This is a genomic window from Shimwellia pseudoproteus (assembly GCF_016415625.1).
GTDB classification, from domain to species: domain Bacteria; phylum Pseudomonadota; class Gammaproteobacteria; order Enterobacterales; family Enterobacteriaceae; genus Shimwellia; species Shimwellia pseudoproteus.
The window spans coordinates 54278-75620 of sequence record NZ_WBXP01000014.1 but is presented as its reverse complement, the minus strand read 5'-3'; the positions used below and the strand labels follow the sequence as shown (position 1 = coordinate 75620).

Here is a 21343-nt window from a genome sequence, read left to right as displayed (position 1 = left end):
GGCGTTAACAGCTGGCGATAAATAACAGGAGCCCTTCATGCAAAAAAGTCACACGGTTGGCAATATCAGCCTCGCGATTGCCAAAAAAATGGCCCAGGCCGCCGAAGATAAAGCGATAAAAATCAAGGTTCCGGTAGTTATTTCGCTGGTTGACTGTGGCGCTAACACCCTGTTGGTTCAGCGGATGGACAACGCGTTTATCACCAGTTGTGATATCTCGCTGAATAAAGCCTGGACCGCCTGCTGCCTGAAACAGCCCACCCATGAGATAAACCAGGTAGTACAGCCCGGGCAGTCACTTTATGGTTTACAACTCAGTAACCAACAGCGAATTGTTATTTTCGGTGGCGGTTTTCCGGTTATTGAAAATGGCCAGGTGATTGGGGCTGTCGGCGTCAGCGGCGGCACCGTAGAACAAGATATGGAAATAGCCAGAGCGGCACTTGACTGTTTCAACGCGAATTAATCACAGACATTTATTAACAAAATCCTGAAGGTTTATTATGAGCAACCGTATGTATGATTTTCTTGTTCCAAATGTGAACTTTTTTGGCCCTGGGGCTGTGTCGGTTGTTGGCCAGCGCTGCGAGCTGCTGGGGGGTAAAAAAGCCCTGGTGGTGACCGATAAAGGCCTGCGGGCAATTAAAGATGGCGCCGTTGATCAGACGGTAAAATACCTGCGCGAATCCGGTATTGAAGTCGTTATTTTCGACGGGGTAGAACCCAACCCGAAAGACACTAACGTGCGTGACGGCCTGGCCGTTTTCCAGCAAGAACACTGCGATGTGATAGTCACCGTCGGCGGCGGTAGCCCCCACGACTGCGGGAAAGGTATCGGTATCGCCGCTACCCACCCGGGGGATCTGTACAGCTATGCCGGTATTGAAACCCTGACCAACCCGCTGCCGCCGATTATTGCGGTCAATACCACCGCCGGGACCGCCAGCGAAGTGACCCGCCACTGCGTGCTGACCAACACCAAAACCAAAGTGAAATTTGTCATTGTCAGCTGGCGTAACCTGCCTTCAGTATCCATCAACGATCCGTTGCTGATGATAGGTAAACCAGCGGGCCTCACCGCGGCAACCGGTATGGATGCCCTGACCCACGCGGTGGAAGCCTATATTTCCAAAGACGCCAACCCGGTGACAGACGCCTCCGCCATCCAGGCCATCAAACTGATAGCCACCAATCTGCGCCAGGCCGTCGCCCTGGGGACCAACCTCAAGGCCCGGGAAAATATGGCCTGTGCCTCGCTGCTGGCCGGGATGGCGTTTAACAACGCGAACCTCGGTTATGTCCATGCCATGGCGCACCAGTTGGGCGGCCTGTACGATATGGCCCACGGGGTGGCGAACGCGGTGCTGCTGCCCCATGTCTGCCGCTATAACCTGATTGCCAACCCGGAAAAATTTGCCGATATCGCCGGTTTTATGGGGGAAAATACCCAGGGGCTGTCCACCATGGATGCCGCTGAGCTGGCCATCCGCGCCATTGCCCGCCTGTCTAACGATGTCGGTATTCCGCAGCACCTGAGTGAGCTGGGCGTAAAAGAAGCGGACTTCCCGTATATGGCGGATATGGCCCTCAAAGACGGGAATGCCTTCTCGAACCCGCGCAAAGGGAATGCCAAAGAGATCGCTGAAATTTTCCGCCAGGCGTTTTAATTTTCGCCCCGCGCAGCGTGTCACCCACCGGCGGGCCACCGCGGCCCGCTGTTACCATCCGGTTAACCGTAAACCCGGCGGGAGATCCCCATGCAAAACCCCGGTGTGCCCGCGTCACCCGCGGTGCATCTGTTTTACCCACCACAACTGGCAGACAGCGAGATCCTGCGCCAGCTTTGCCTCGGGCTGGAGGAGCAAGGCGTCCCCTGCCGTCGCTCCCCCCAGGAGAACGCCACCGGCGCCCTGCACCTTGCCCGGCTTGCCGCACAAAGCTCCGCGCTGCGGGTAGGCCTCGGCGTGGCGGCAAACGGCGATGTGGCCCTCACCCACGCCCAGTATCCGGCAGACCGCGCCCTGCGGGTTTGCCCCGCCGCCAGTACCCCGGCACAGCTGCGCAATCTGGGGGCCAATGCCGGGCAACTGGTGAAAGTTATCCCTTTTAGTGAGTGTCAATAATCATGTACCGCATCTATACCAGAACCGGCGATCAGGGCACCACCGCCCTGTTTGGCGGCAGCCGCATCAGTAAAGATGATATTCGGGTGGAGGCCTACGGCAGCGTGGATACGCTGATTGCGCTGTTGGGAGTATGTTATGCCACCTGCTACCACACCGGCCTGCGGGCCACCCTGCAGCGCATCCAGCATGATCTGTTTGTGGTCGGCGCTGAGCTGGCCTGCGATGAGCGCGGTATTGGCCGGCTTACCCGGCTCATCGACCAGCCGGATATTGACCTGCTGGAGCAGGAGATTGACCACAATATGGCGATCACCGGCCCGTTAAAGGCATTTGTCATCCCGGGGAAAAACCTTGCCTCTGCCCAGCTACATGTGGCCCGCACCCAGGCCCGCCATATTGAGCGCATCCTGGTGGCCATGGGGCAGGACACGCCGCTGCGTGACGCGCTGCGCCGTTATATCAACCGGCTGTCCGATGCGTTATTCGCCATGGCCCGGGTGGCGGAGTGCGACACGGAAGACACCGCTACCCCAGGTGCTTGCGTTTAAACTGGCTGGCATCAATATCGTACTGCTTCATCTTGCGCCACAGGGTGGTACGGCCAATATTCAGCAGGTGGGACATCTCCTGTACCCGCCCGCAGGTCACCCTGGCGGCGTGGATAATCGCCTCTTTTTCGAGGGCGGAAAAGGTCAAACTGGCGGGGATCAGCGCCGCCTCCCCCTGGGCCCCCGGGCGCTCACTGAACAGATAGGCCGGTAAATTACTCAGCCGGATATGGCCGTGTTCACTGCTGATGGCAATATTTTCAATGATGCTGTACAGCTCAAAATCGTTCCCCGGCCAGGAGTACGCCACCAGTTGGGCGAGGGCGTCGTCGTCCACCTTGAGCCGGGAGGAAAACCGCCGCTCCAGGTGGCGCAGCCGGCTGTGGACCAGGTTCGGAATGCTGTTGCGCCGTTCACGCAGCGGCGGAATGATAATTTCGAAGGAGTGCAGCGCATAATAGAGCTGGCGGCTAAAGCGGTTTTGCTCCACCAGATTGCCGAGGTCCACCGTGGTGGTGGCGATAACTTTGACATCTACCGGCACCAGACGGCGGGCCTCCAGCCGGGTGACCACCCCTTGCTTAATCACCTGTAACAGCGTGGATTGCAGCTCCGGGGCGAGGTATTCTATCTTCTCGAGAAACAGCGTCCCGCCGCTGGCCAGCTCCAGGCGGCTCAGGCGCCCTTTCTGCTCTTCGGTGGGGGCGCTGCCCATAAAATCCCCGCCCAGCGCGCTGTCCGCATACAGCTGGCAGTTCACCGCAATAAACGGCCCGGCGGCCCGTTCGCTCTCGTTGTGGATTGCCTGGGCGATCAGCTCCTTGCCGACCCCTTCCTCACCGCACAGCAACACCGGAAAGCTCCCCCGGGCGGCCTGGCGGCCAAAGTGGATCAGGCGGCGGGTTTCCGGATCATCGGCCGCCATCTGGCCAAAGGTGTGGCTGACTTTGCCCAACTGGCTGGTCATCAACTGGCGCATTTGCTCTACCGGATGCAGCAGCAAAATAAAGCTCGTGCCCTGCGCTTCGACAATCGGTTTAAGGGTGATAACCGCATCAACAAACTGGTGCTGGCTCTCGAAGGTGACCTCCGCATGGTTCAGGGGACGGGCATGTTTGATGGCCCGGCGCAGCAGCGCCGGTAGCGTCACCAGGTCAGCAATATTTTTCCCCTGGCAGGACTGGGCATCCAGATGCAGCAGGCTGGCGGCCTGGGGGTTCAGGAATTGCAGCACCCCCTGCTCATTCCAGGCCATGACACCGTCGTCCATACTCTCCAGCAGGCCATACATCTGGTTAAGGTGGCGGTTAGACTCCGCCAGCAGGCTGTCGGTTAATAGCGAGTTGCCCACCTCTCTGGCCATGGCCAGGGTCAGGGATAAATCAGCACTACAGGATTGCTCAACCCGGCAGCACAGCGCGATGGAGCCAAATAACCGGCCGTGGTTATCGAACACCGGGGTGGAACAACATGCCCACGGGAACAGCGCCTGTTTAAAATGCTGCTCGCCGGTGGTTTTCACCGGCTGCCCCACCATTGACGCCAGCGAAAGCGCACAACTGCCAATAATACTTTCCGCGCAATAGCTCCCGGCCACAAAGCCAAGCTCACCGAGTTGCTCAATCACCTGCGGGTGCCCGCAGCGGGTGAGGATACAGGCGGACTCATCCAGAATAAACAGCGCACAGGGGCGCCCGTCCATAAACTCCCAGGCGTCTTCCAGCGCCGCCTGGCCAATGGTTAGCAGGGCCGTTTTACGGCGGCTGATCGACTGAAATGTCAGCCCCTGGGCCTGGTGGGGCCGGGTCCAGGTTTCCCGCTGCATCATCTTCCCGCAGCGGTGCCAGGACTGGGCAATAAACGCCGACAGGGCCGGCTCCGCTGGCTTACTCGGTATGGTCATAACCTGTTTTGCTCTTTGCAATTGTGGTGCGCCACGGGCAAGGCGCGGCGGGGCATGCTTCCCGCAAAAAAAAATGCCCCCCGGTGCCCGTTACAGCATACCAGGGGGTTCACTTCACAGGCCATCCGTTATCCGCCTGCGGGGCGGGATGGCGCTGGCAGGGCTTATTGGCGCGCCAGCCACTGAGCACCTAAACGATCGGCGGTCAAAATAGCACCATAAACGCTGTCCGGGCTGACGGCGAACGGCATATTGTAAATGGTTTCACCTTTTGCACAGGTGGCTTCCGCCACGGCGCGGATTTTCTCTTCAACCCCGTCGTTGACCCCCATCTGTGCCAGGGTCATCGGCAGGCCCACTTTTTGGCAGAAGCCGAGTACCGTTTCTATCTCGTCCATCGGGCTGTTTTGCAGTACCAGCTGTGCCAGAGTACCAAACGCCACTTTTTCGCCGTGGTACAGGTGGTGACACGCTTCCAGAATGGTGAAGCCATTGTGGATGGCGTGGGCAGCCGCCAGGCCACTGCTTTCAAAACCAATCCCGCTCAAATAGGTGTTGGCTTCGACAATACGTTCCAGCGCAACGGTGACCACCCCGGCCTCTGCGGCGAGGCGGGCTTTTTCACCTTCCGCCAGCAGGGTGTCATAGCACAGGCGGGCCAGGCTAAGGGCTGCGGCAGTGGACTGGCCACCAGCCATACTCACCGCCCGGGCGTCAAAACAGGCTTTGGCTTCAAACCAGGTGGACAGCGCATCCCCCATGCCGGACACCAGCAAGCGTACCGGCGCTTTGGCGATAATCGCCGTATCCATCACCACCATATCGGGGTTTTTCGGGTACACCAGGTACTCTTCGAACTCACCGGACTCCGTGTAAATAACCGATAACGCACTGGTCGGGGCATCGGTTGACGCGATGGTCGGGATAATCACCACCGGCAATTTATGGTAATAACCGATGGCTTTAGCGGTATCGAGGGTTTTCCCCCCGCCGATCCCCACCACCCCTTTGCAGCCTTTTTGTTTCAGGATTGCCCCCAGGCGGTTGATCTCCGCATGGCTACACTCACCGTTAAAACGCTCTGCGTGGCAGCTGATCCCTTCCTGATGGAGGCCGTTCAGTACTTTGTCGCCAGCCAGCTTCATCACAAAGTCGTCGGCAATCACAAAAAAGCTCTCTGCCAGATTTTTAGCATACTGGCCGAACAACCCAGCCGCATCAGGTCCCTGAATATATTTTGCCGGAGATTGAATAACTTGTAGCATTCTCTACACCCTCACGTTAAACGCATTTCCATGATGGCGCCTGGTGTTGCTCGCTCCTGCTTTCCCAACCCTGCGGGAGATAGCCCACGACCGGCGCAGTGACACCACTCTAGAGCGGGTGAAGGACAAAAAAATGTTTCCCCGTTTCGTTCCGATATGAAACCGGATGCAGCGGAATATGTTCCATAATGAAACATATAACCCCACGCAATGTCGGGTTTGAGATCCAGATCTGAATCAGGTTCACAGTTCTGCCCGCCTGCCAGCGAGGAAACCGGGCGTTTTGCTCACCATAACGGCGAAAAAATTCCGCCGCTCGCGGGAGAAGCGGGCGCAGTCTGGTCTATCCCGGCGACAAAAATATTGTCACGGCTCTCACTTTTTCGTGAGAGTGGCAAATTAAGTTCCTTAATGAAACATACGCAGTATTAATCGTTCCATTATGAAACGCAAAATGGCGGGGATTTTCTTTTTAACCACCCAGGGAAGAATCACCTCACCGGCCGGAAGATCCTCTGTTATTCATTGCCGGTACCCTACACCGGGCCACCCGTTGTACAGCCCGGGTTACCTCCAGCGGAGTATAGATAATGAAAAAACTGATTAACCGTGTGGAAGATGTCCTGTCAGAGCAGCTTGCCGGGCTGGCAAAAGCCCACCCGGAACTGAAATTACACCAGGACCCGGTCTACGTCACCCGGGCAGATGCCCCGGTGGCGGGTAAAGTGGCGCTGTTGTCCGGCGGCGGTAGCGGCCATGAGCCCATGCACTGCGGGTTCATTGGTGAAGGCATGCTGACCGGCGCCTGCCCGGGGGAGATATTCACCTCCCCCACCCCGGACAAAATGTTCGAGTGCGCCATGAATATTGATGCCGGTGAAGGGGTATTACTGATAATCAAAAACTACACCGGCGACATTCTGAATTTTGAAACCGCCACCGAACTGCTGCACGAAAGCGGTATCCAGGTCACCACCGTGGTGGTGGACGACGACGTGGCCGTGAAAGACAGCCTGTATACCGCCGGGCGGCGCGGTGTGGCGAATACGGTATTCATTGAAAAACTGGTGGGTGCCGCGGCCCAGCGCGGGGATAGCCTGGCGGCCTGCGCCGAGCTGGGCCGCAAGCTGAACAACCAGGGCCATTCGATTGGGGTCGCCCTCAGCGCCTGCACGGTACCGGCCGCCGGTAAGCCGTCCTTTGAACTGCAAGATAATGAAATGGAGTTCGGCGTTGGCATCCACGGTGAGCCGGGCATTGACCGCCGCCCTTTTACCACCCTGGATAACACGGTAGACGACATGTTCGCCATCCTGCTGGAAAACGGCCACTACAGCCGCACCCTGCGCCACTGGGACCCGTCCCAGGGCAAATGGCAGGATGTCACCCAGACCAAGCAGGCTATCCAGTCCGGCGATCAGGTGATTGCCATGGTCAACAATCTTGGCGCGACGCCGCTTTCAGAACTGTATGGGGTCTATAACCGCCTGGAAACCTGCTGCCAGCAAGCGGGGGTGACCATTGTCCGTAACCTGGTCGGCACCTGGTGTACCTCTCTGGATATGGCGGGCTTCTCGATTACCCTGCTGAAAGCCGATGCAGACACCCTCGCCCTGTGGGACGCCCCGGTCCATACCCCGGCCCTGAACTGGGGTGAATAAGGAGATAAGCGATGTCACTGAACAGAACACAGATTGTTGACTGGCTGTACCGCTGCGGGGATATCTTCACCGCCCAGTGTGATTTTCTGACCGGCCTGGATAGAGAGATTGGCGATGCGGACCACGGTATGAATATGCGCCGCGGGTTTAGCAAAGTGGTGGAAAAACTGCCCTCCATTGCTGACAAAGACATTGGTTTTATTCTTAAAAACACCGGCATGGTCTTGCTGTCGAACGTCGGTGGCGCCAGCGGCCCCCTGTTTGGCACCTTTTTTATTCGCGCCGCCCAGGTGACCCAGGCCCATCAGAGCCTCACCCTGGAAGAACTGTACCAAATGGTCCGCGAAGGGGCAGATGGCGTGGTTAGCCGGGGCAAAGCAGAGCCGGGAGACAAGACCATGTGTGATGTCTGGCTACCGGTGGTGGCGTCACTCAAGCACGCCGCCGCCCAGAACCTGTCGGTTACCGCGGCGCTGGACGCCGCCTGTGAGGTTGCCGAACACGCCGCGCAGTCCACCATCACCATGCAGGCCCGCAAGGGCCGGGCCAGCTATCTCGGGGAACGCAGTATTGGCCACCAGGATCCCGGTGCCACCTCAGTGCTGTTTATGATGCAAATGCTCGCGGCAGCGGCCAAAGCGTAAACGAAGGACAAGGCGATGGTAAACCTGGTAATTGTTTCTCACAGTGCCCAACTGGGCCAGGGGGTTGGGGAGTTAGCCCGGCAGATGCTCATCGGGAATGGCTGTAAACTGGCCATCGCCGCCGGCATTGACGACCCCGAAAACCCCATCGGTACCGATCCGGTAAAAGTGATGGAGGCTATCCTTGAGGTTGCCGATACCGACCATATTCTGGTGCTGATGGATATTGGCAGTGCGCTGCTCAGTGCCGAGACCGCCCTCGATCTGCTGGATGCAGATATTGCCCGCAAAGTGCGTCTGTGCCCGGCCCCGCTGGTAGAGGGGGCCCTGGCCGCCACCGTCAGCGCAGCCGCCGGTGCCGGGATTGAAAAGGTGATGCAGGATGCCCGGGACGCACTCCAGGCAAAACGGGTGCAACTGGGCTTCCCCCCGGAAGAGACCGCCCCGCTCGCGGCGGGCAATCCTGCGGGCCGCGAAGACGACACCGACGCGCAATCCGTTACCGTGGTGGTCAATAACCCCAATGGCCTGCACGTCCGCCCGGCCTCCCGGCTGGTGGGCGCCTTAGCCGGGTTCAATGCCCGCTTACTGCTGGAAAAAGACGGCCATTGCGTGGCGCCGGAGAGTATTAACCAGCTGGCGCTGCTCCAGGTGCGCTGCCACGATCGGCTGCGGCTTATCGCCAGCGGGCCAGAAGCTGGCCCGGCGCTGGCGGCCTTTCAGGCCCTGGCCGCCGACAACTTTGGCGAACACCTCGCCCCGCAACAACCACCGGCGTCACCCGCGGCCGACCAGCCACCACTGGGTGGCCGGGTACTGCGTTATACCCCGGTGGACTACCCGCTGGATGCCGCGCCTCTCGGCAGCCCGGACCATGAACTGCGCCGCCTGAAGATGGCTGTCAGCCATACGCTGGACGATCTGACTGGCCTGGCGGTACTGGCGACGGACCGCTATGGTGAAGATATTGCCGCGATCTTCTCCGGCCACCATACCCTGCTGGATGATGCCGCATTACTCGATGAGGCCGCCAGCCTGCTGGACCGCCAAAAATGCAGCGCCGAATGGGCCTGGCACCAGGTGATGATGGGGCTAAGCCAGCAATATCGCGCCCTGGACGACGCCTATTTGCAGGCCCGCTATATTGATGTGGAGGATCTTCTCCACCGCACCCTCGGGCATCTGGCGGATGCCGCCGACGGCGCGCCAGCACTGCTGCATCCCCAAACCATTATTGTTACCGACGATATCTACCCGTCGGTGGTGCTGCAGCTGGAGACCAAAAACCTCGCTGCTATTTGCCTGCAGGGCGGTAGCCCGCTGTCGCACGGTGCCCTCATCGCTCAGGCCGCGGGGATCCCGTTTATCTGCCAGCAGGGAGAGGCGCTGAGCACCCTGCGCACCGGGGACCCGTTCAGCCTGGCGCACCGGTAATACCCCCTTTTTCCGACTGTTCATCCCCCGCACCGCGGGGGTGAAGATGACCCACAACTCAGGAACCTGTTATGTCGCAATTTTTCTACAATCAACGTGAAAATCTCGTGAATGACGCCATTGAAGGGGCAATGATTGCCAGCCCCTGGAACAATTTGGCCCGCCTGGCAAGCGACCCGGCTATCCGTATTGTGGTGCGCCAGGATCTGAATAAAGCCAATGTGGCGGTGATTTCCGGCGGCGGCGCTGGCCATGAGCCTGCCCACGTCGGGTTTGTCGGCAAAGGGATGCTGACTGCCGCCGTTTGTGGGGATCTGTTTGCCTCCCCCAGTGTCGATGCGGTGCTGACCGCCATCCAGGCAGTCACCGGGGAGGCGGGCTGCCTGCTGATTGTCAAAAACTACACCGGCGACCGGCTGAACTTCGGCCTGGCGGCGGAGAAAGCCCGGCGTATGGGTTATAAAGTCGATATGGTTATTGTCGGTGACGATATCTCGCTGCCGGAAAATAAACACCCGCGCGGCATTGCCGGAACCATCCTTATCCACAAAGTTGCCGGCTATTTTGCCGAGATGGGCTGCAATCTGGACACCGTAGCCCGGGAGGCCCGGCTGGCCATGGGCCAGGTGTTTAGTATCGGGGTCGCCCTGGCCAGTTGCCACCTGCCGGGCGATCAAAACACCGAAACCCGCCAGCATCCGGGCCAGGCCGAGTTAGGCATGGGTATCCACGGCGAGCCGGGGGCCCGCGTGATAGACACCCAGAACAGTGCCCGGATAGTCAGCCTGATGGTCGACAAAATCCGCGCTGCGCTGCCCGCCACTGGCCGCCTGCTGATGATGCTTAACAACCTCGGCGGGGTATCCGTTACCGAGATGGCCATCATTAATCGCGAGCTGGCCCACTGCGCCCTCGCGGATCGCATTGACTGGATAACCGGCCCCGCGGCCCTGGTGAGCGCCCTCGATATGAAAGGGTTCTCACTCACCGCGATGGTGATGGAAGAAAGCATTGAAAAAGCCCTGCTGGCAGACGTCGAAACCGCGGGCTGGTTACCGCCGGTACGCCTGCGCCCCCAGCAGGTAATGCCCTGCGATATCCAGAGCGCCCGGGTCTCGTTCGTGCCCTCAGCCAGCCAAACCGCCGCCCACTACGTGGACACCGTGACCCGTACCCTGGCCGGCCTGGAAAGTGAGTTAAATGCGCTGGATGCCAAAGTTGGCGATGGCGATACCGGCTCAACCTTCGCCGCCGGTGCCCGGGAAATTGCCCGCCTGCTGCACCAGAATCAGCTCCCGCTGGCGCAGCTGGATACCCTGTGCGCCCTGATTGGCGAACGGTTAACCGTAGTGATGGGCGGCTCCAGCGGGGTATTAATGTCTATCTTCTTTACTGCCGCAGGCCAGGCGCTGCACGAGGGAAAACCGGCCATTGCCGCACTCCAGGCCGGGCTGACCCAGATGAAATTTTATGGCGGGGCCGATGTAGGGGACCGCACCCTGATTGATGCCCTGCAACCGGCGCTGGAGGCCCTGGCCCAACACCCGGGGGACCTTAACGCCGCTTACCGGGCGGCTCAGGCCGGGGCCGATGCCACCAGCCACGCCACCAAAGCCAATGCCGGGCGCGCCTCCTACCTGAATAGCGACAGCCTGGCGGGCAACATGGACCCCGGCGCACACGCTATCGCCATGGTGTTTAACGCCCTGGCGCAGCATCCGCTGGATAAATAGCCCGGACACCGGTCATCTGTCTTAAGGGGGGCTCTCGCCCCCTTTTTTATTGTTTTCTCTGACAATTCCCCCTGCGTGTCCGCTTCTGCGTACCCTCTTCCATTATTCCGCGAAGATTGTGACCTGCCTCACCGACGATGGCATAACACCCGTGACTCCAGGCAAATACGTCATTGCCGTGCAGGATGGCAATGTTATGGTTAACTCATAAGTAGTGAGATCCCCATGGTCCGGGAACGATAATCCTGGGAAGATTATGGCTTGCAGGCGCTGCTGGATCTGCATGGTTATGAATTTCATTATGCCAGCGGCTACTGGTGGCGTATTGAGGCGATTACCGTACATCCTTCGGCTTTCCGCCCCCACGGCATACGCTATAACCTGACCCTGCACAACCGGCAGAACCACCGGATCTTCGGCATTGATAACGCCCACGGGCTACCGCCGCCAGATCGGCCCGGTTTTACCGCCCGGCGCGTGGCCTATGACCACGTTCACCGGACCACCCATGACCGGGGCGGCCCTTACTACTTTCACTCCGCAGAACAGCTGTTGCTGGATTTTTTTGCGGCGATCGACACCATCCTCCACACAGCAGGAGTCGTAAAATGAAAGCACTACTGGGTGTTATCTCAGAACAGAAGCTGCGCACTAAAATGCTCGCCATCGCCGCCGGGAAATATCACCCCGGCCCCAGTGAACCCAATATCTGGTTTGCCTCACTGAACGCCATTGGCCAGATCCTCAGCAACGATAATATTGTCTTACTGCGTTTGATGGACCAGGCCAAACCCGCCACCATCAGCGAGCTGGCGCGCCTCTCCGGTCGCCAGGTCAGTAACCTCTCCACCACCCTGAAAACCCTTGAGGGCCACGGCTTTGTGACCTTAATCCGTAAAGGGAATACCGTACAGCCCATTGCGCGCTATACGGATTTTGAAATTCATATCGAAAGTGACTGGATCATGACCGCCGCCTGAGCCCCGGGCACGGCCCGCAACTATTCCCCCTGCGGGCGGTGCCGAATACGCACCGGGGCGGATTTGTAAGACGGGGTACCGCTCTGTTTATCTGAATAATCCAGCGGGATCAGCACATTGGCTTCCGGGTAATAGGCCCCCACCGCCCCCGGGGCAATGTTAAATGCCACCACGGTGATATTTGCCAGAACCCCATCATGGCCCGGCATGGCGGAGACAATATCCACCACATCGCCGTGTTCAACCCCCAGCCGCGCCATGTCCCCGGCATTCATAAACAGCACATCCCGGCGGCCAAACACCCCGCGATAGCGGTCATCCAGCGCGTAGATCGTGGTGTTGTACTGATCATGGCTGCGCAGGGTCACCAGCCGCAGTACCTGACAATCGTCGAAGGTGACATCCTCACGCACACCGCGAAAGACCGAAAATGTCGCTTTGCCGGTCGGGGTCAGCCACTGGCGTTCGGTGGCGGCCAGCGGCATACGGAAGCCCCCCGGCTGGCGAATGCGCTGGTTGTAGTGTTCAAAACCGGGGATTGTTTGTTCAATCAGATCGCGGATACGATCGTAATCCGCCACCAGAGCGTGCCAGTCAACACGGGAGTCCGGCAGGGTCGCGCTGGCAATCCCCGCCACGATGGCTGGTTCAGCGCGCAGCAGTGGCGACGCCGGTTTCAGCCGCCCGGAAGAGGCATGCACCATCGACATCGAATCCTCCACGGTAATACACTGGCGGCCAGTTTGCTGCTCATCCAGCTCCGTTCGCCCCAGGCAGGGGAGGATATAGGTTTCTTTTGCCACCAGCAGATGGGAACGGTTCAGTTTGGTGGCCACATGCACACTGAGATCGAGCTGGCCCATAGCCGGAAAACCGCGCTGGTGGTCCGGCAGCGCCACGGCAAAATTCCCCCCCCAGGCACAACAGTGCTTTCGACTCGCCGCGAATCATCGCCTGCATGGCTTGCAGCGCATCGTGGCCGTGCCGGGACGGCGGCGTAAACCCAAACACCCGTTCAATGCTCGCCAGGAAAGCCGGGCTGGGTTTCTCGCTGATGCCGACAGTCCGGTTCCCCTGCACATTCGAATGGCCGCGCAGCGGGCAGATCCCGGCCCCGGGCTTGCCGATATTGCCTTTCAGCAGCAGAAGATCGGCAATCAGGCGCACGTTGGCGGTGCCGGTATTGTGCTGGGTTATCCCCATCCCATAGGTGATGATGGTCGCGCTGGATTCCGCATACGCCCGGGCAACCCGCTCCAGCTCTTCGCGGGCCAGGCCGGACTCCTGTTCAATCTCATCCCATTGGGTGGCGCTAATATCGGCAACAAAGGGGGCAAAGTTGGCGGTATGGTCGCGGATAAATTCATGATCAAGCACCGGCTGGCGGGCATCAAGGGCCAGTAACGCTTTAGCTATCCCTTTCAGCGCCGCGGCATCGCCACCGGCTTTGACCTGAAAATAGGTGGACGCAATGGGGGTGGAACGGTAGGTGGCCATCTCCAGCAGATCTTGCGGATCGGCAAACCGCTCCAGGGAACGCTCGCGCAGTGGGTTAAACACAATAATCGGCACCCCGCGGCGGGCCGCGTCATGCAGGGTTCCCATCATCCGCGGGTGGTTGGTGCCGGGATTATGACCAATGGAGATAATCAGCTCGGTATGGTCGAAATCGCTGAGGGATACCGTGCCCTTACCGATCCCGATAGATTGCGGCAGCCCGACACTGGTGGGCTCGTGGCACATATTAGAGCAGTCCGGGAAGTTGTTGCTGCCCAGCTCCCGGGCAAACAGCTGGTAGAGGAACGCCGCCTCATTAGACGCCCGGCCAGAGGTGTAAAACTCAACCTGCTCCGGGGCTAACCCGCGCAGCACCTCACCGATGCGGGCAAACGCCGTGTCCCACGCCACCGGCCGGAACGTATCAGACTCACGGTGGTACACCAGCGGATGGGTCAGGCGGCCATAATTCTCCAGCGCATAATCGGATGTTGCCAGCAGGCTGCTGACGGTATTCTCCGCCAGAAACGCCGGGGTCACGCGCTTGCTGGTGGCCTCCCAGCTGACCGCCTTGGCGCCGTTCTCGCAGAACTGAAAGGTGGATTTATGGTCTTTATCTGGCCAGGCACACCCCGGGCAGTCGAAGCCATCTGGCTGATTAGCCCGCAGTAAGGTTGGCGGGGCATCCAGCGTATCCATTTGGGTACGGATAGCAATAGCGGTGGCTTTGAGCGCCCCCCATCCCCCGGCAGGGCCGCCATACTGGCGCACACCGGCAACTGCACGTTGTTTTTGCTTCATGGCCACTCCCAATAACAGGCACGCGACGGCCCGCGGTACGGGGGGTCGCACGCGATAATACTCAGTGAACCGTTACTGCTGGCTGCGCAGTGTGGCCTGGCGCAAATTACCGGCAATAATCGCATGTTGGGGATCATCCGCCGGGGTCAGCGCCAGCGCCTGCTTCCAGTGTTGCGCCGCCTGATCATAACGCTGCTGGAGGTAGTCACTGAACGCCAGCAAATCCAGTGCCTGCACATTGTTGGCATCTTGCGCCAGCACATCGCGCAGCAGTAACTCCCCTTTGCGGATGTTGCCCTGTTCGCCGGAGCGGACCAGCGCACCGGCATAATCTACGGTGACTTGGCTATCTTTGGGCGCCAGTTGCCAGGCCTGGCTAAAGGCCCCGAGGATGATAGCGTTGTCATTCAGGGTCACCCCAATCCGCCCCAGCAAGCGCCACTGCGCGATATTCTGCCGATCATCCTGTAACCGGCTGCGCAGGCCGAGGGCCAGGCTGGCCAGTTGATCCTCGCGCAGCGGCGCTGCCTGAGGGTCCATCACCTGTTTGAGCAGTTGCGGATACTGCGCGCGCGCGTGCTGCCACTGTAGCAGTTGCTCAACATTCGCAGAGTGCCAGTACAACCCGCCGCTGACCAGTACCACCACCAGAGCGCCGGGCAACAGCACCCAACGGCTCATCGCCGGGGCCGCCGCCTGCGCCAGAGCGCGTTTTTCCCCCCGGGGAATGTCGTCCAGCAGCGTGCGTTGCAGCTCGACCACCAGCGCATCATCAGGGCCATGACCTTCCCGGGCCAGCTCGTCCAGCCGGGAGCGGTAGAAGCGCTGATTCAGGGTATCCCTATCGGTAGCGCTGTTGGTTGACCACGGGATAAACAGCACCGCCAGCACCACCAGCAACAACAGTACCGCGACAATAATCACAGGGCTCATCACTCTTTTCCTTTACTGAGAAGTTCTGCCAGCCGCTGGCGTTCGGCATCGTCCAGGGTGAGCTGGGTTTGCGCCCGCCGTCTGGCGGTGATAATAACCGCCCCGATGCCCGCGAAAATAAACAACAGCGGCACCGCCCACAGCGCCAGGGTGCCCGGGGTTAACGGCGGGTTGTAGCTGACGAAATTGCCGTAGCGCGCCACCATATAATCAATGATTTGTTGCTTACTCTTCCCCTGCTGCAACAACTGGTACACCTTGGCCCGCATATCGGCAGCGATCATCGCGTCCGAATCCGCAATGCTGTTGTTCTGGCATTTTGGGCACCGTAATTGCGAGGTGATCTCGCGGAAGGTTTGCTCCTCGGCCGGGGTGCGGAACTGCCAGGTATCAATCACCGCCAGGGCCTGCCAGGCCAGCAGTAAGCCGCACAGTGTCAGTATCAGTCGTTTCATGCGCCTGCCCCCGCGCGGTATTTCTCCCACAGCGGCTGTAACTGCTGTTGCCAGACCCGGGCATCCAGCGCCCCGGCGTGGCGCCAGCGAATAATCCCCTGGCCATCAATCAAAAAAGTTTCCGGGGCGCCATATACCCCCAGATCCAGCCCCAGCATGCCGCTGCCGTCATAAAGATTAAGCTGATAAGGGTTACCGTAATCTTTTAACCAGTTCACCGCCTTCTGGCGGTCATCTTTGTAATTGATGCCGACAATACTCACCCCCTGGGCCGCTAACAGGTTGAGAAAGCGGTGCTCCTCGTGGCAGGTGGGGCACCAGGTGGCCCACACATTGAGCAGCAGCGGCTTACCGGTGATCAGCGCGTCGCGCTGGATTTCGCTTTCCGGCCCCGTCAGCGGGGTCAGATGGAAGGCCGGCAACGGCTTACCGATCAGCGCCGACTCAAGGCTGGTCGGGTCATCGCCCCCGGCGTTTTTCAGCAGTTGCCACATCAGGGCCAGCGCCAGGGCCAGGAACAGCACCAGCGGAATAAACAGTAACTTGCGGTTCATCTGGCCTCCTGGCGTTTACGCTGCCGGTAACGCGGGTCAAGCATGCAGCACAACCCGCCGAGGGCCATCAACATGCCGCCATACCAGATCCAGCGAACAAACGGCTTGTAATACAGGCGCACCGCCCAGCTGCCGCCATCCAGCTCCTCGCCGAGGGCGGCATACAGATCCCGGGTAAATCCGCCGTCAATGGCGGCCTGGGTCATCATCATCTGGCTGGCGCTGTAGAACCGTTTTTCGGCATAGAGCATCGCCTCTGGCTTACCGTCACGGCTTACCGCGAATACCCCCATGCCCCCGCTCCAGTTGGGGCCAACAATGTCCTGAACACCGCGAAACTCAAAGTGATATTGCAGGATATCAAGGGTATCGCCGGCCTTCATGCGGACATCGCGCTCCACGCTGTACTGGGTACTGAAGGCAATGCCAATCACGGTGACCGCTACACCCACATGGCCCAGCGCCATCCCCCACTGGCTGCGGCTCAGCCGTAACAGCCCCCGCCAGAAGCCCCGGCGCTGGGTGGCATTCTCATAAATATCCACCAGCACCAGCACCAGCACCCACAGGGCCATCATCAACCCGATGGCGGTCATCGCCGCGATCCTATCCCCCAGCCACCAGGGCAGCACCAGCGCCAGCACCAGGCTTATCACCAGGGCGGCCGCCAGCCGTTTCAGCTGGCGGGAGAGATCGTCCCGCCGCCAGCGTACCAGCGGCCCGATCCCCAGCAACAGCGCAAAAGGCACCATCAGCGCGGTGAACATGGTGTTAAAGAACGGCTCACCAACGGAGATACTGCCCAGCCCCATCTCCTTGTGGATCAGCGGCAGCAAGGTGCCCAACAGCACCACCAGCATCGCCGCCACCAGCAGAATATTGTTGCCCAGTAGCATACTCTCCCGGGACCAGAGCTGGTGCGCCACCCTGGCACGCACCACGCCACCGCGCACGGCATACAGCAGCAGCGAACCGCCAATGGTAAGCACCAGCAGGGCGAGGATAAACATGCCCCGGGTAGGATCAGAGGCAAACGCATGAACCGAAACCAGCACCCCGGATCGCACCAGGAAGGTGCCCAGTAGGCACAGGGAGAACGCAATGATAGCCAGCAGTGACGTCCAGGCCCGGAAACTGCCGCGCTTCTCGGTCACCGCCAGTGAGTGCATCAGGGCGGTGCCCGCCAGCCACGGCATCAGCGACGCATTTTCGACCGGGTCCCAGAACCACCAGCCCCCCCAGCCCAGCACGTAATACGCCCAGGCAGAGCCCAGCACGATGCCCAGGGTCAGGAACAGCCAGGCGGCCTGGGTCCAGGGCCGGGACCAGCGCGCCCAGGCAGTATCCAGCCTGCCGGCCAGCAGCGAGGCGATGGCAAAAGCAAAGGCGACCGAAAATCCCACATAGCCCATATACAGGATAGGCGGGTGGAAAATCATGCCGATATCCTGCAACAGCGGGTTAAGATCGTGGCCGTCAACCGGATAGTCCGGCAGGGTGCGGATGAACGGATTAGAGGTACAGACAATCAGCAGCAGGAAGGCGGCGTTGATGATCCCCATCACCGCCAACACCCTGGCCACGGCATCGAGGGGCATCTGGCGGGTAAACAGCGCCACGGCCGCTGTCCAGCCGCTCATCAACAGCACCCATAACAGCAGTGACCCCTCATGGGAGCCCCAGGTGGCGGCAATCCGGTACCACACCGGCAGCGCGCTGTTGGAGTTATCCACCACGTAGCGCACCGTAAAGTCATTCACCACAAAGGCGTGGGCCAGAATGACAAACGCCATCAGAATGGCGATAAACAGCGTGATAGCCAATGGCCGGGCCAGCGCCATCAACCGCGGCTGCCCGCGCCAGGCGCCCCACAGCGGGTACACAGCCAACAGTAGCGCCACCGCCATGCCGAGGCAGAGCAAATAATTTCCCAGTTCCGGCATCATCCCTGGTTATCCTCCGTTACCGGGGACGACGCGGGGCGGCCCGGTGATGTCATCGCCGCTTTGATTTCCGGCGGCGTGTATTTTTCGTCATGCTTCGCCAGCACCTGGCGGGCGGTGATATGGCCTGGCCCATCAAGTACCCCCTGGGCCACCACCCCCTGCCCCTCGCGGAACAGATCCGGCAGAATGCCCTGGAAACTGACGCTGACCACCGAGCGGCTATCGTAGAGCTTGAAGGTGACCAGTAGGCTGTGCTCATCGCGCTTCACGCTGCCTGGCTGTACATAGCCCCCCACCCGCAAACTCTGCCCGATGCCCGGCTTCTGCTGGGTTTCGTTTTTGCCATAGGTTATCTCACCCGGGGTGTAGAACAGGTCAATGTTGGCGCTCAGCGCATACATTACCAGCCCGACAGCCCCCCCGAGACCTGCCAGTACTCCCAGTGCGATCCACAGGCGAATTTTACGGCGTGCGAGCATGGTGCCCCCCTGGGGTGTGTTGTTGTTCCCGGGCCGCACGGATACGCCGCTCCCGGGCCTGATGGCGGCGCACATCCGCCAAAATAGCCCGCCGCTGCCAGCGGGTGTGAATCACTAAGGCCAGCAGCGCCAGCAGTGTCATACCCACTGACAGCCAGACATAAAAGGCGTAACCGCCCATGGCCCAGAACGCGCTGAAGGATTGAAACGCCGGTGTCATTGTGCGCCTCCTTTATGGGCCAGCCCCTGCACCCAGGGGCGACGGCGCTCCATCACGAGGATCAGATTACGCAGCCGCATCAGGGTCAGGGTGGCAAACAGGCTGAGAAACGCGAGAATACAGAGGCGCAGCGGCATCCGCATGGTCGGATCAATGGTCTGCTGCATATTGGTCGAGCCCTGATGCAGGGTGTTCCACCACACCACTGAGAAGTGAATAATCGGCAGGTTTACCACCCCCACCAGCACCAGAATGCTGGCCGCGGTCCCCGCCCGGCGCCGGTCATCAATGGCGTTATACAAGGCAATGATCCCGGCATATAAAAACAGCAGCACCAGCTCCGACGTGAGCCGGGCATCCCAGATCCACCAGGTTCCCCACATGGGTTTTCCCCAGGCCGACCCGGTAATCAGGGCAATAAAGGTATATACCATACCCACCGGCGCCATGGCGGACACCGCCAGGGTGGCCATTTTCATCTGCCACACCAGGCCAATAAAGGCAGCTATCGCCATGGCGGCGTAGATCCCCATCGACCACATGGCGGCGGGCACGTGCAGGTACATAATGCGATAGCTTTGTCCCTGCTGGTAATCTGCCGGGGCATAGACAAACCCCCATACCAGACCCACCGCCAGTAATAGCACACTTAGCCCCCCCAGCCAGGGGAGCCATCTGCCACTCAGGCGGTATAACCGCTCAGGGATGGCCAGTTGATGTAACGCTTTCCACATACGCAGCTCACTCGACCTCTTGATAACTGCCGCACCGCTGACGGCCCGGCAGAAAACACCTCACGACTGGGCAGATAAGCGCAATGCTGCCGCCGTCGCAAACGGACACAGCGTGGCACTCGCCAGCAAAAATGCCCCCAAAATGGCCAGATAGCCGTCCACCGGCAGCCCGGATGCCGCGGCATCACTGGCTGCGGTGGCAAAAATTAACAGCGGTATTGCCAGCGGTAATACCAGCAAACTCAATAACACACCGCCGCGCTTTAGCCCCACGGTAAGCCCCACCCCCACAGAGCCAAGAAAGCTCAGACACGGGGTGCCCAGTAACAGGGTCAGTGCCAGCACCAGCGCGCTGTGGGTATTGATCCCCAGCAACAGCGCCGCCAGGGGGGAGATAATCAACAGCGGCAGGCCAGTCACCAGCCAGTGGGCGGCAACTTTGATGATAACCACCCACACCAGCGGGACCGGCAACAGGAGCAACTGCTCCAGGGAGCCATCCTGCCAGTCCTCCCGGAACAGGCGATCCATCACCAGCAGCGCCGCCAGCAACGCCGCCACCCAGACCACCCCGGGGGCAATCAGGGACAGCAGTTGTGGGCTGGGGCCAATAGCGAAGGGGAACAACGAAATCACGATCAGGAAAAACCACAGCGGGTTGAGGATCTCCGCCCCGCGTCGCCACATCAGCAGCAGTTCGCGGTAAAAAATAGCGCGGCTCACAGGCATTCCTCACTGTTGAGGGCAATAGCGCGCAGCGGGCAGGTCAGTACGCGCAGCGGCTGGTGGGTGGTCATCAAGACACTGCCACCGCCCAGCACGTGCTGCTCCAGCAGGCTGGTCAGGGTTTCTATCCCCGTGCTATCCAGGGCGGTGAAGGGTTCATCCAGCATCCAGAGCCGGGCATCGCTCAGCCACAGCCGGGCCAGGGCCACGCGGCGCTGCTGGCCCGCAGACAGCTGATCAAGCGGCTGATCTTCGTATCCGGCCAGCCCGATGGCGGCCAGCGCCTGTTCACGATCGGCCAGCCGGGAGCGGGGATAGAAAAAGTGCAGATTTTCATCCGCCGTCAGGGCCGCTTTCACCCCGGGTTTGTGGCCCAGCCACAGCACCTGGCGCTGAAAACTGTCGCGCACCGCCGCTAGCGGCTGCTCTTGCCAGTACACCTGGCCACTTTCCGGGCGGGATAACCCGCTCAGAATGCGCAGTAAACTGGTTTTGCCGCTGCCGTTCGCGCCGCTGATTTGCACCAGTTCCCCGGCGTTGATCACCAGGGACAGGTTGCTAAAGAGCAGCCGGTCGTCATACAGACAGCGAAGTTCATGGGCCCGGAGCATCAGTCCCCCTGCACCCCGGGACGCAGATTAAAAACATTGCCATATCCATGTTGTGTGCGCCAATGTGCGGGAGACCCCCCGCTGATTAATGCC

General features: G+C 60.1%; 21 protein-coding genes and 1 pseudogene. 10 read left to right on the top strand and 12 right to left on the bottom strand.

What is annotated here, in order from left to right:
* The first annotated feature begins 37 nt into the window (after positions 1–37).
* The 4 genes from F9C28_RS08580 (at position 38) to F9C28_RS08565 (ending at position 2674) form a co-directional block, all read left to right on the top strand.
* The gene (locus F9C28_RS08580; protein WP_199014814.1) at positions 38–466 is read left to right on the top strand and encodes a GlcG/HbpS family heme-binding protein; all 429 of its coding nucleotides are present in this window, start codon (positions 38–40) and stop codon (positions 464–466) included.
* 37 nt (positions 467–503) lie between these two features.
* Positions 504–1667 (top strand): 1,3-propanediol dehydrogenase, encoded by a 1164-nt coding sequence (gene dhaT, locus F9C28_RS08575; protein WP_199014813.1) that lies wholly within the window; start codon positions 504–506, stop codon positions 1665–1667.
* Positions 1668–1757: 90 nt separating this feature from the next.
* Complete coding sequence (locus tag F9C28_RS08570; protein ID WP_199014812.1) at positions 1758–2123, top strand: glycerol dehydratase reactivase beta/small subunit family protein; 366 nt, start codon at positions 1758–1760, stop codon at positions 2121–2123.
* A gap of 2 nt (positions 2124–2125) precedes the next feature.
* A complete protein-coding gene (locus F9C28_RS08565) occupies positions 2126–2674 on the top strand; it encodes a cob(I)yrinic acid a,c-diamide adenosyltransferase (RefSeq protein ID WP_199014811.1) in 549 nt (182 codons plus the stop codon).
* Here the strand turns inward: F9C28_RS08565 and dhaR are convergent.
* Together dhaR and F9C28_RS08555 are read right to left on the bottom strand one after the other, a co-directional pair.
* On the bottom strand, positions 2652–4577 hold the full coding sequence (dhaR, locus tag F9C28_RS08560; protein WP_199014810.1) for a dihydroxyacetone kinase operon transcriptional regulator DhaR: 1926 nt from the start codon (positions 4575–4577) through the stop codon (positions 2652–2654). The genes F9C28_RS08565 and dhaR overlap by 23 nt on opposite strands.
* A gap of 164 nt (positions 4578–4741) precedes the next feature.
* Positions 4742–5842, bottom strand: a complete 1101-nt coding sequence (locus F9C28_RS08555; RefSeq protein WP_199014809.1) for a glycerol dehydrogenase — start codon at positions 5840–5842, stop codon at positions 4742–4744.
* 590 nt (positions 5843–6432) lie between these two features.
* Between F9C28_RS08555 and dhaK the strand changes: the two genes are divergently transcribed.
* From dhaK to F9C28_RS08525, 6 genes are all read left to right on the top strand, one after another.
* Positions 6433–7503, top strand: coding sequence for a dihydroxyacetone kinase subunit DhaK (gene dhaK / locus F9C28_RS08550; protein WP_199014808.1), 1071 nt, complete (start codon positions 6433–6435; stop codon positions 7501–7503).
* 11 nt (positions 7504–7514) lie between these two features.
* Entirely contained in the window at positions 7515–8147 is a 633-nt protein-coding gene (gene dhaL / locus F9C28_RS08545) for a dihydroxyacetone kinase subunit DhaL (RefSeq protein ID WP_199014807.1), read from the top strand.
* A gap of 15 nt (positions 8148–8162) precedes the next feature.
* The gene (dhaM, locus tag F9C28_RS08540) at positions 8163–9581 is read left to right on the top strand and encodes a dihydroxyacetone kinase phosphoryl donor subunit DhaM (protein ID WP_199014806.1); all 1419 of its coding nucleotides are present in this window, start codon (positions 8163–8165) and stop codon (positions 9579–9581) included.
* A 71-nt stretch (positions 9582–9652) separates the two neighbouring features.
* Entirely contained in the window at positions 9653–11314 is a 1662-nt protein-coding gene (locus F9C28_RS08535) for a glycerone kinase (RefSeq protein ID WP_199014805.1), read from the top strand.
* A 261-nt stretch (positions 11315–11575) separates the two neighbouring features.
* Positions 11576–11926: a DUF6516 family protein gene (locus tag F9C28_RS08530; protein ID WP_233148993.1), complete on the top strand. Its 351-nt coding sequence runs from the start codon at positions 11576–11578 to the stop codon at positions 11924–11926.
* Entirely contained in the window at positions 11923–12294 is a 372-nt protein-coding gene (locus F9C28_RS08525) for an HVO_A0114 family putative DNA-binding protein (protein WP_199014804.1), read from the top strand. Before F9C28_RS08530 ends, F9C28_RS08525 begins: the two co-directional genes overlap by 4 nt.
* A 20-nt stretch (positions 12295–12314) precedes the next feature.
* Here the strand turns inward: F9C28_RS08525 and F9C28_RS08520 are convergent.
* The 10 genes and pseudogenes from F9C28_RS08520 to ccmA all read right to left on the bottom strand — a co-directional run bounded on the left by F9C28_RS08520 (position 12315) and on the right by ccmA (position 21250).
* Positions 12315–14592: pseudogene (locus tag F9C28_RS08520) on the bottom strand (FdhF/YdeP family oxidoreductase).
* 72 nt (positions 14593–14664) lie between these two features.
* Positions 14665–15525, bottom strand: a complete 861-nt coding sequence (gene ccmI / locus F9C28_RS08515; protein WP_199014803.1) for a c-type cytochrome biogenesis protein CcmI — start codon at positions 15523–15525, stop codon at positions 14665–14667.
* On the bottom strand, positions 15525–15980 hold the full coding sequence (locus F9C28_RS08510) for a cytochrome c-type biogenesis protein (RefSeq protein WP_199014802.1): 456 nt from the start codon (positions 15978–15980) through the stop codon (positions 15525–15527). Before F9C28_RS08510 ends, ccmI begins: the two co-directional genes overlap by 1 nt.
* Entirely contained in the window at positions 15977–16534 is a 558-nt protein-coding gene (locus tag F9C28_RS08505; RefSeq protein WP_199014801.1) for a DsbE family thiol:disulfide interchange protein, read from the bottom strand. Before F9C28_RS08505 ends, F9C28_RS08510 begins: the two co-directional genes overlap by 4 nt.
* A complete protein-coding gene (locus F9C28_RS08500; protein ID WP_199014800.1) occupies positions 16531–18480 on the bottom strand; it encodes a heme lyase CcmF/NrfE family subunit in 1950 nt (649 codons plus the stop codon). Before F9C28_RS08500 ends, F9C28_RS08505 begins: the two co-directional genes overlap by 4 nt.
* Entirely contained in the window at positions 18477–18959 is a 483-nt protein-coding gene (gene ccmE / locus F9C28_RS08495; RefSeq protein WP_199014799.1) for a cytochrome c maturation protein CcmE, read from the bottom strand. Before ccmE ends, F9C28_RS08500 begins: the two co-directional genes overlap by 4 nt.
* Positions 18943–19179, bottom strand: coding sequence for a heme exporter protein CcmD (gene ccmD / locus F9C28_RS08490; protein WP_199014798.1), 237 nt, complete (start codon positions 19177–19179; stop codon positions 18943–18945). The genes ccmE and ccmD overlap by 17 nt, the downstream gene beginning before the upstream one ends.
* Positions 19176–19913 (bottom strand): heme ABC transporter permease, encoded by a 738-nt coding sequence (gene ccmC / locus F9C28_RS08485; RefSeq protein WP_199014797.1) that lies wholly within the window; start codon positions 19911–19913, stop codon positions 19176–19178. The genes ccmD and ccmC overlap by 4 nt, the downstream gene beginning before the upstream one ends.
* Before the next feature lie 60 nt (positions 19914–19973).
* The gene (gene ccmB, locus F9C28_RS08480; protein ID WP_199014796.1) at positions 19974–20636 is read right to left on the bottom strand and encodes a heme exporter protein CcmB; all 663 of its coding nucleotides are present in this window, start codon (positions 20634–20636) and stop codon (positions 19974–19976) included.
* Positions 20633–21250 carry a cytochrome c biogenesis heme-transporting ATPase CcmA gene (ccmA, locus tag F9C28_RS08475; RefSeq protein WP_199014795.1) on the bottom strand — a complete coding sequence of 206 codons (618 nt, stop codon included), beginning with the start codon at positions 21248–21250 and terminating at the stop codon, positions 20633–20635. Before ccmA ends, ccmB begins: the two co-directional genes overlap by 4 nt.
* Positions 21251–21343: the final 93 nt, after the last annotated feature.

Bases quoted from the DNA above. Each gene is read 5' to 3' on its own strand.
- dhaM (WP_199014806.1), top strand. From the start codon at position 8,163: ATGGTAAACCTGGTAATTGTTTCTCACAGTGCCCAACTGGGCCAGGGG.
- F9C28_RS08535 (WP_199014805.1), top strand. From the start codon at position 9,653: ATGTCGCAATTTTTCTACAATCAACGTGAAAATCTCGTGAATGACGCC.
- ccmD (WP_199014798.1), bottom strand. From the start codon at position 19,179: ATGACACCGGCGTTTCAATCCTTCAGCGCGTTCTGGGCCATGGGCGGT.
- ccmC (WP_199014797.1), bottom strand. From the start codon at position 19,913: ATGTGGAAAGCGTTACATCAACTGGCCATCCCTGAGCGGTTATACCGC.
- dhaR (WP_199014810.1), bottom strand. From the start codon at position 4,577: ATGACCATACCGAGTAAGCCAGCGGAGCCGGCCCTGTCGGCGTTTATT.
- F9C28_RS08525 (WP_199014804.1), top strand. From the start codon at position 11,923: ATGAAAGCACTACTGGGTGTTATCTCAGAACAGAAGCTGCGCACTAAA.
- F9C28_RS08580 (WP_199014814.1), top strand. From the start codon at position 38: ATGCAAAAAAGTCACACGGTTGGCAATATCAGCCTCGCGATTGCCAAA.
- dhaL (WP_199014807.1), top strand. From the start codon at position 7,515: ATGTCACTGAACAGAACACAGATTGTTGACTGGCTGTACCGCTGCGGG.
- dhaK (WP_199014808.1), top strand. From the start codon at position 6,433: ATGAAAAAACTGATTAACCGTGTGGAAGATGTCCTGTCAGAGCAGCTT.
- ccmE (WP_199014799.1), bottom strand. From the start codon at position 18,959: ATGCTCGCACGCCGTAAAATTCGCCTGTGGATCGCACTGGGAGTACTG.
- F9C28_RS08565 (WP_199014811.1), top strand. From the start codon at position 2,126: ATGTACCGCATCTATACCAGAACCGGCGATCAGGGCACCACCGCCCTG.
- F9C28_RS08500 (WP_199014800.1), bottom strand. From the start codon at position 18,480: ATGATGCCGGAACTGGGAAATTATTTGCTCTGCCTCGGCATGGCGGTG.
- ccmA (WP_199014795.1), bottom strand. From the start codon at position 21,250: ATGCTCCGGGCCCATGAACTTCGCTGTCTGTATGACGACCGGCTGCTC.
- F9C28_RS08555 (WP_199014809.1), bottom strand. From the start codon at position 5,842: ATGCTACAAGTTATTCAATCTCCGGCAAAATATATTCAGGGACCTGAT.
- F9C28_RS08505 (WP_199014801.1), bottom strand. From the start codon at position 16,534: ATGAACCGCAAGTTACTGTTTATTCCGCTGGTGCTGTTCCTGGCCCTG.
- F9C28_RS08510 (WP_199014802.1), bottom strand. From the start codon at position 15,980: ATGAAACGACTGATACTGACACTGTGCGGCTTACTGCTGGCCTGGCAG.
- F9C28_RS08570 (WP_199014812.1), top strand. From the start codon at position 1,758: ATGCAAAACCCCGGTGTGCCCGCGTCACCCGCGGTGCATCTGTTTTAC.
- ccmI (WP_199014803.1), bottom strand. From the start codon at position 15,525: ATGAGCCCTGTGATTATTGTCGCGGTACTGTTGTTGCTGGTGGTGCTG.
- dhaT (WP_199014813.1), top strand. From the start codon at position 504: ATGAGCAACCGTATGTATGATTTTCTTGTTCCAAATGTGAACTTTTTT.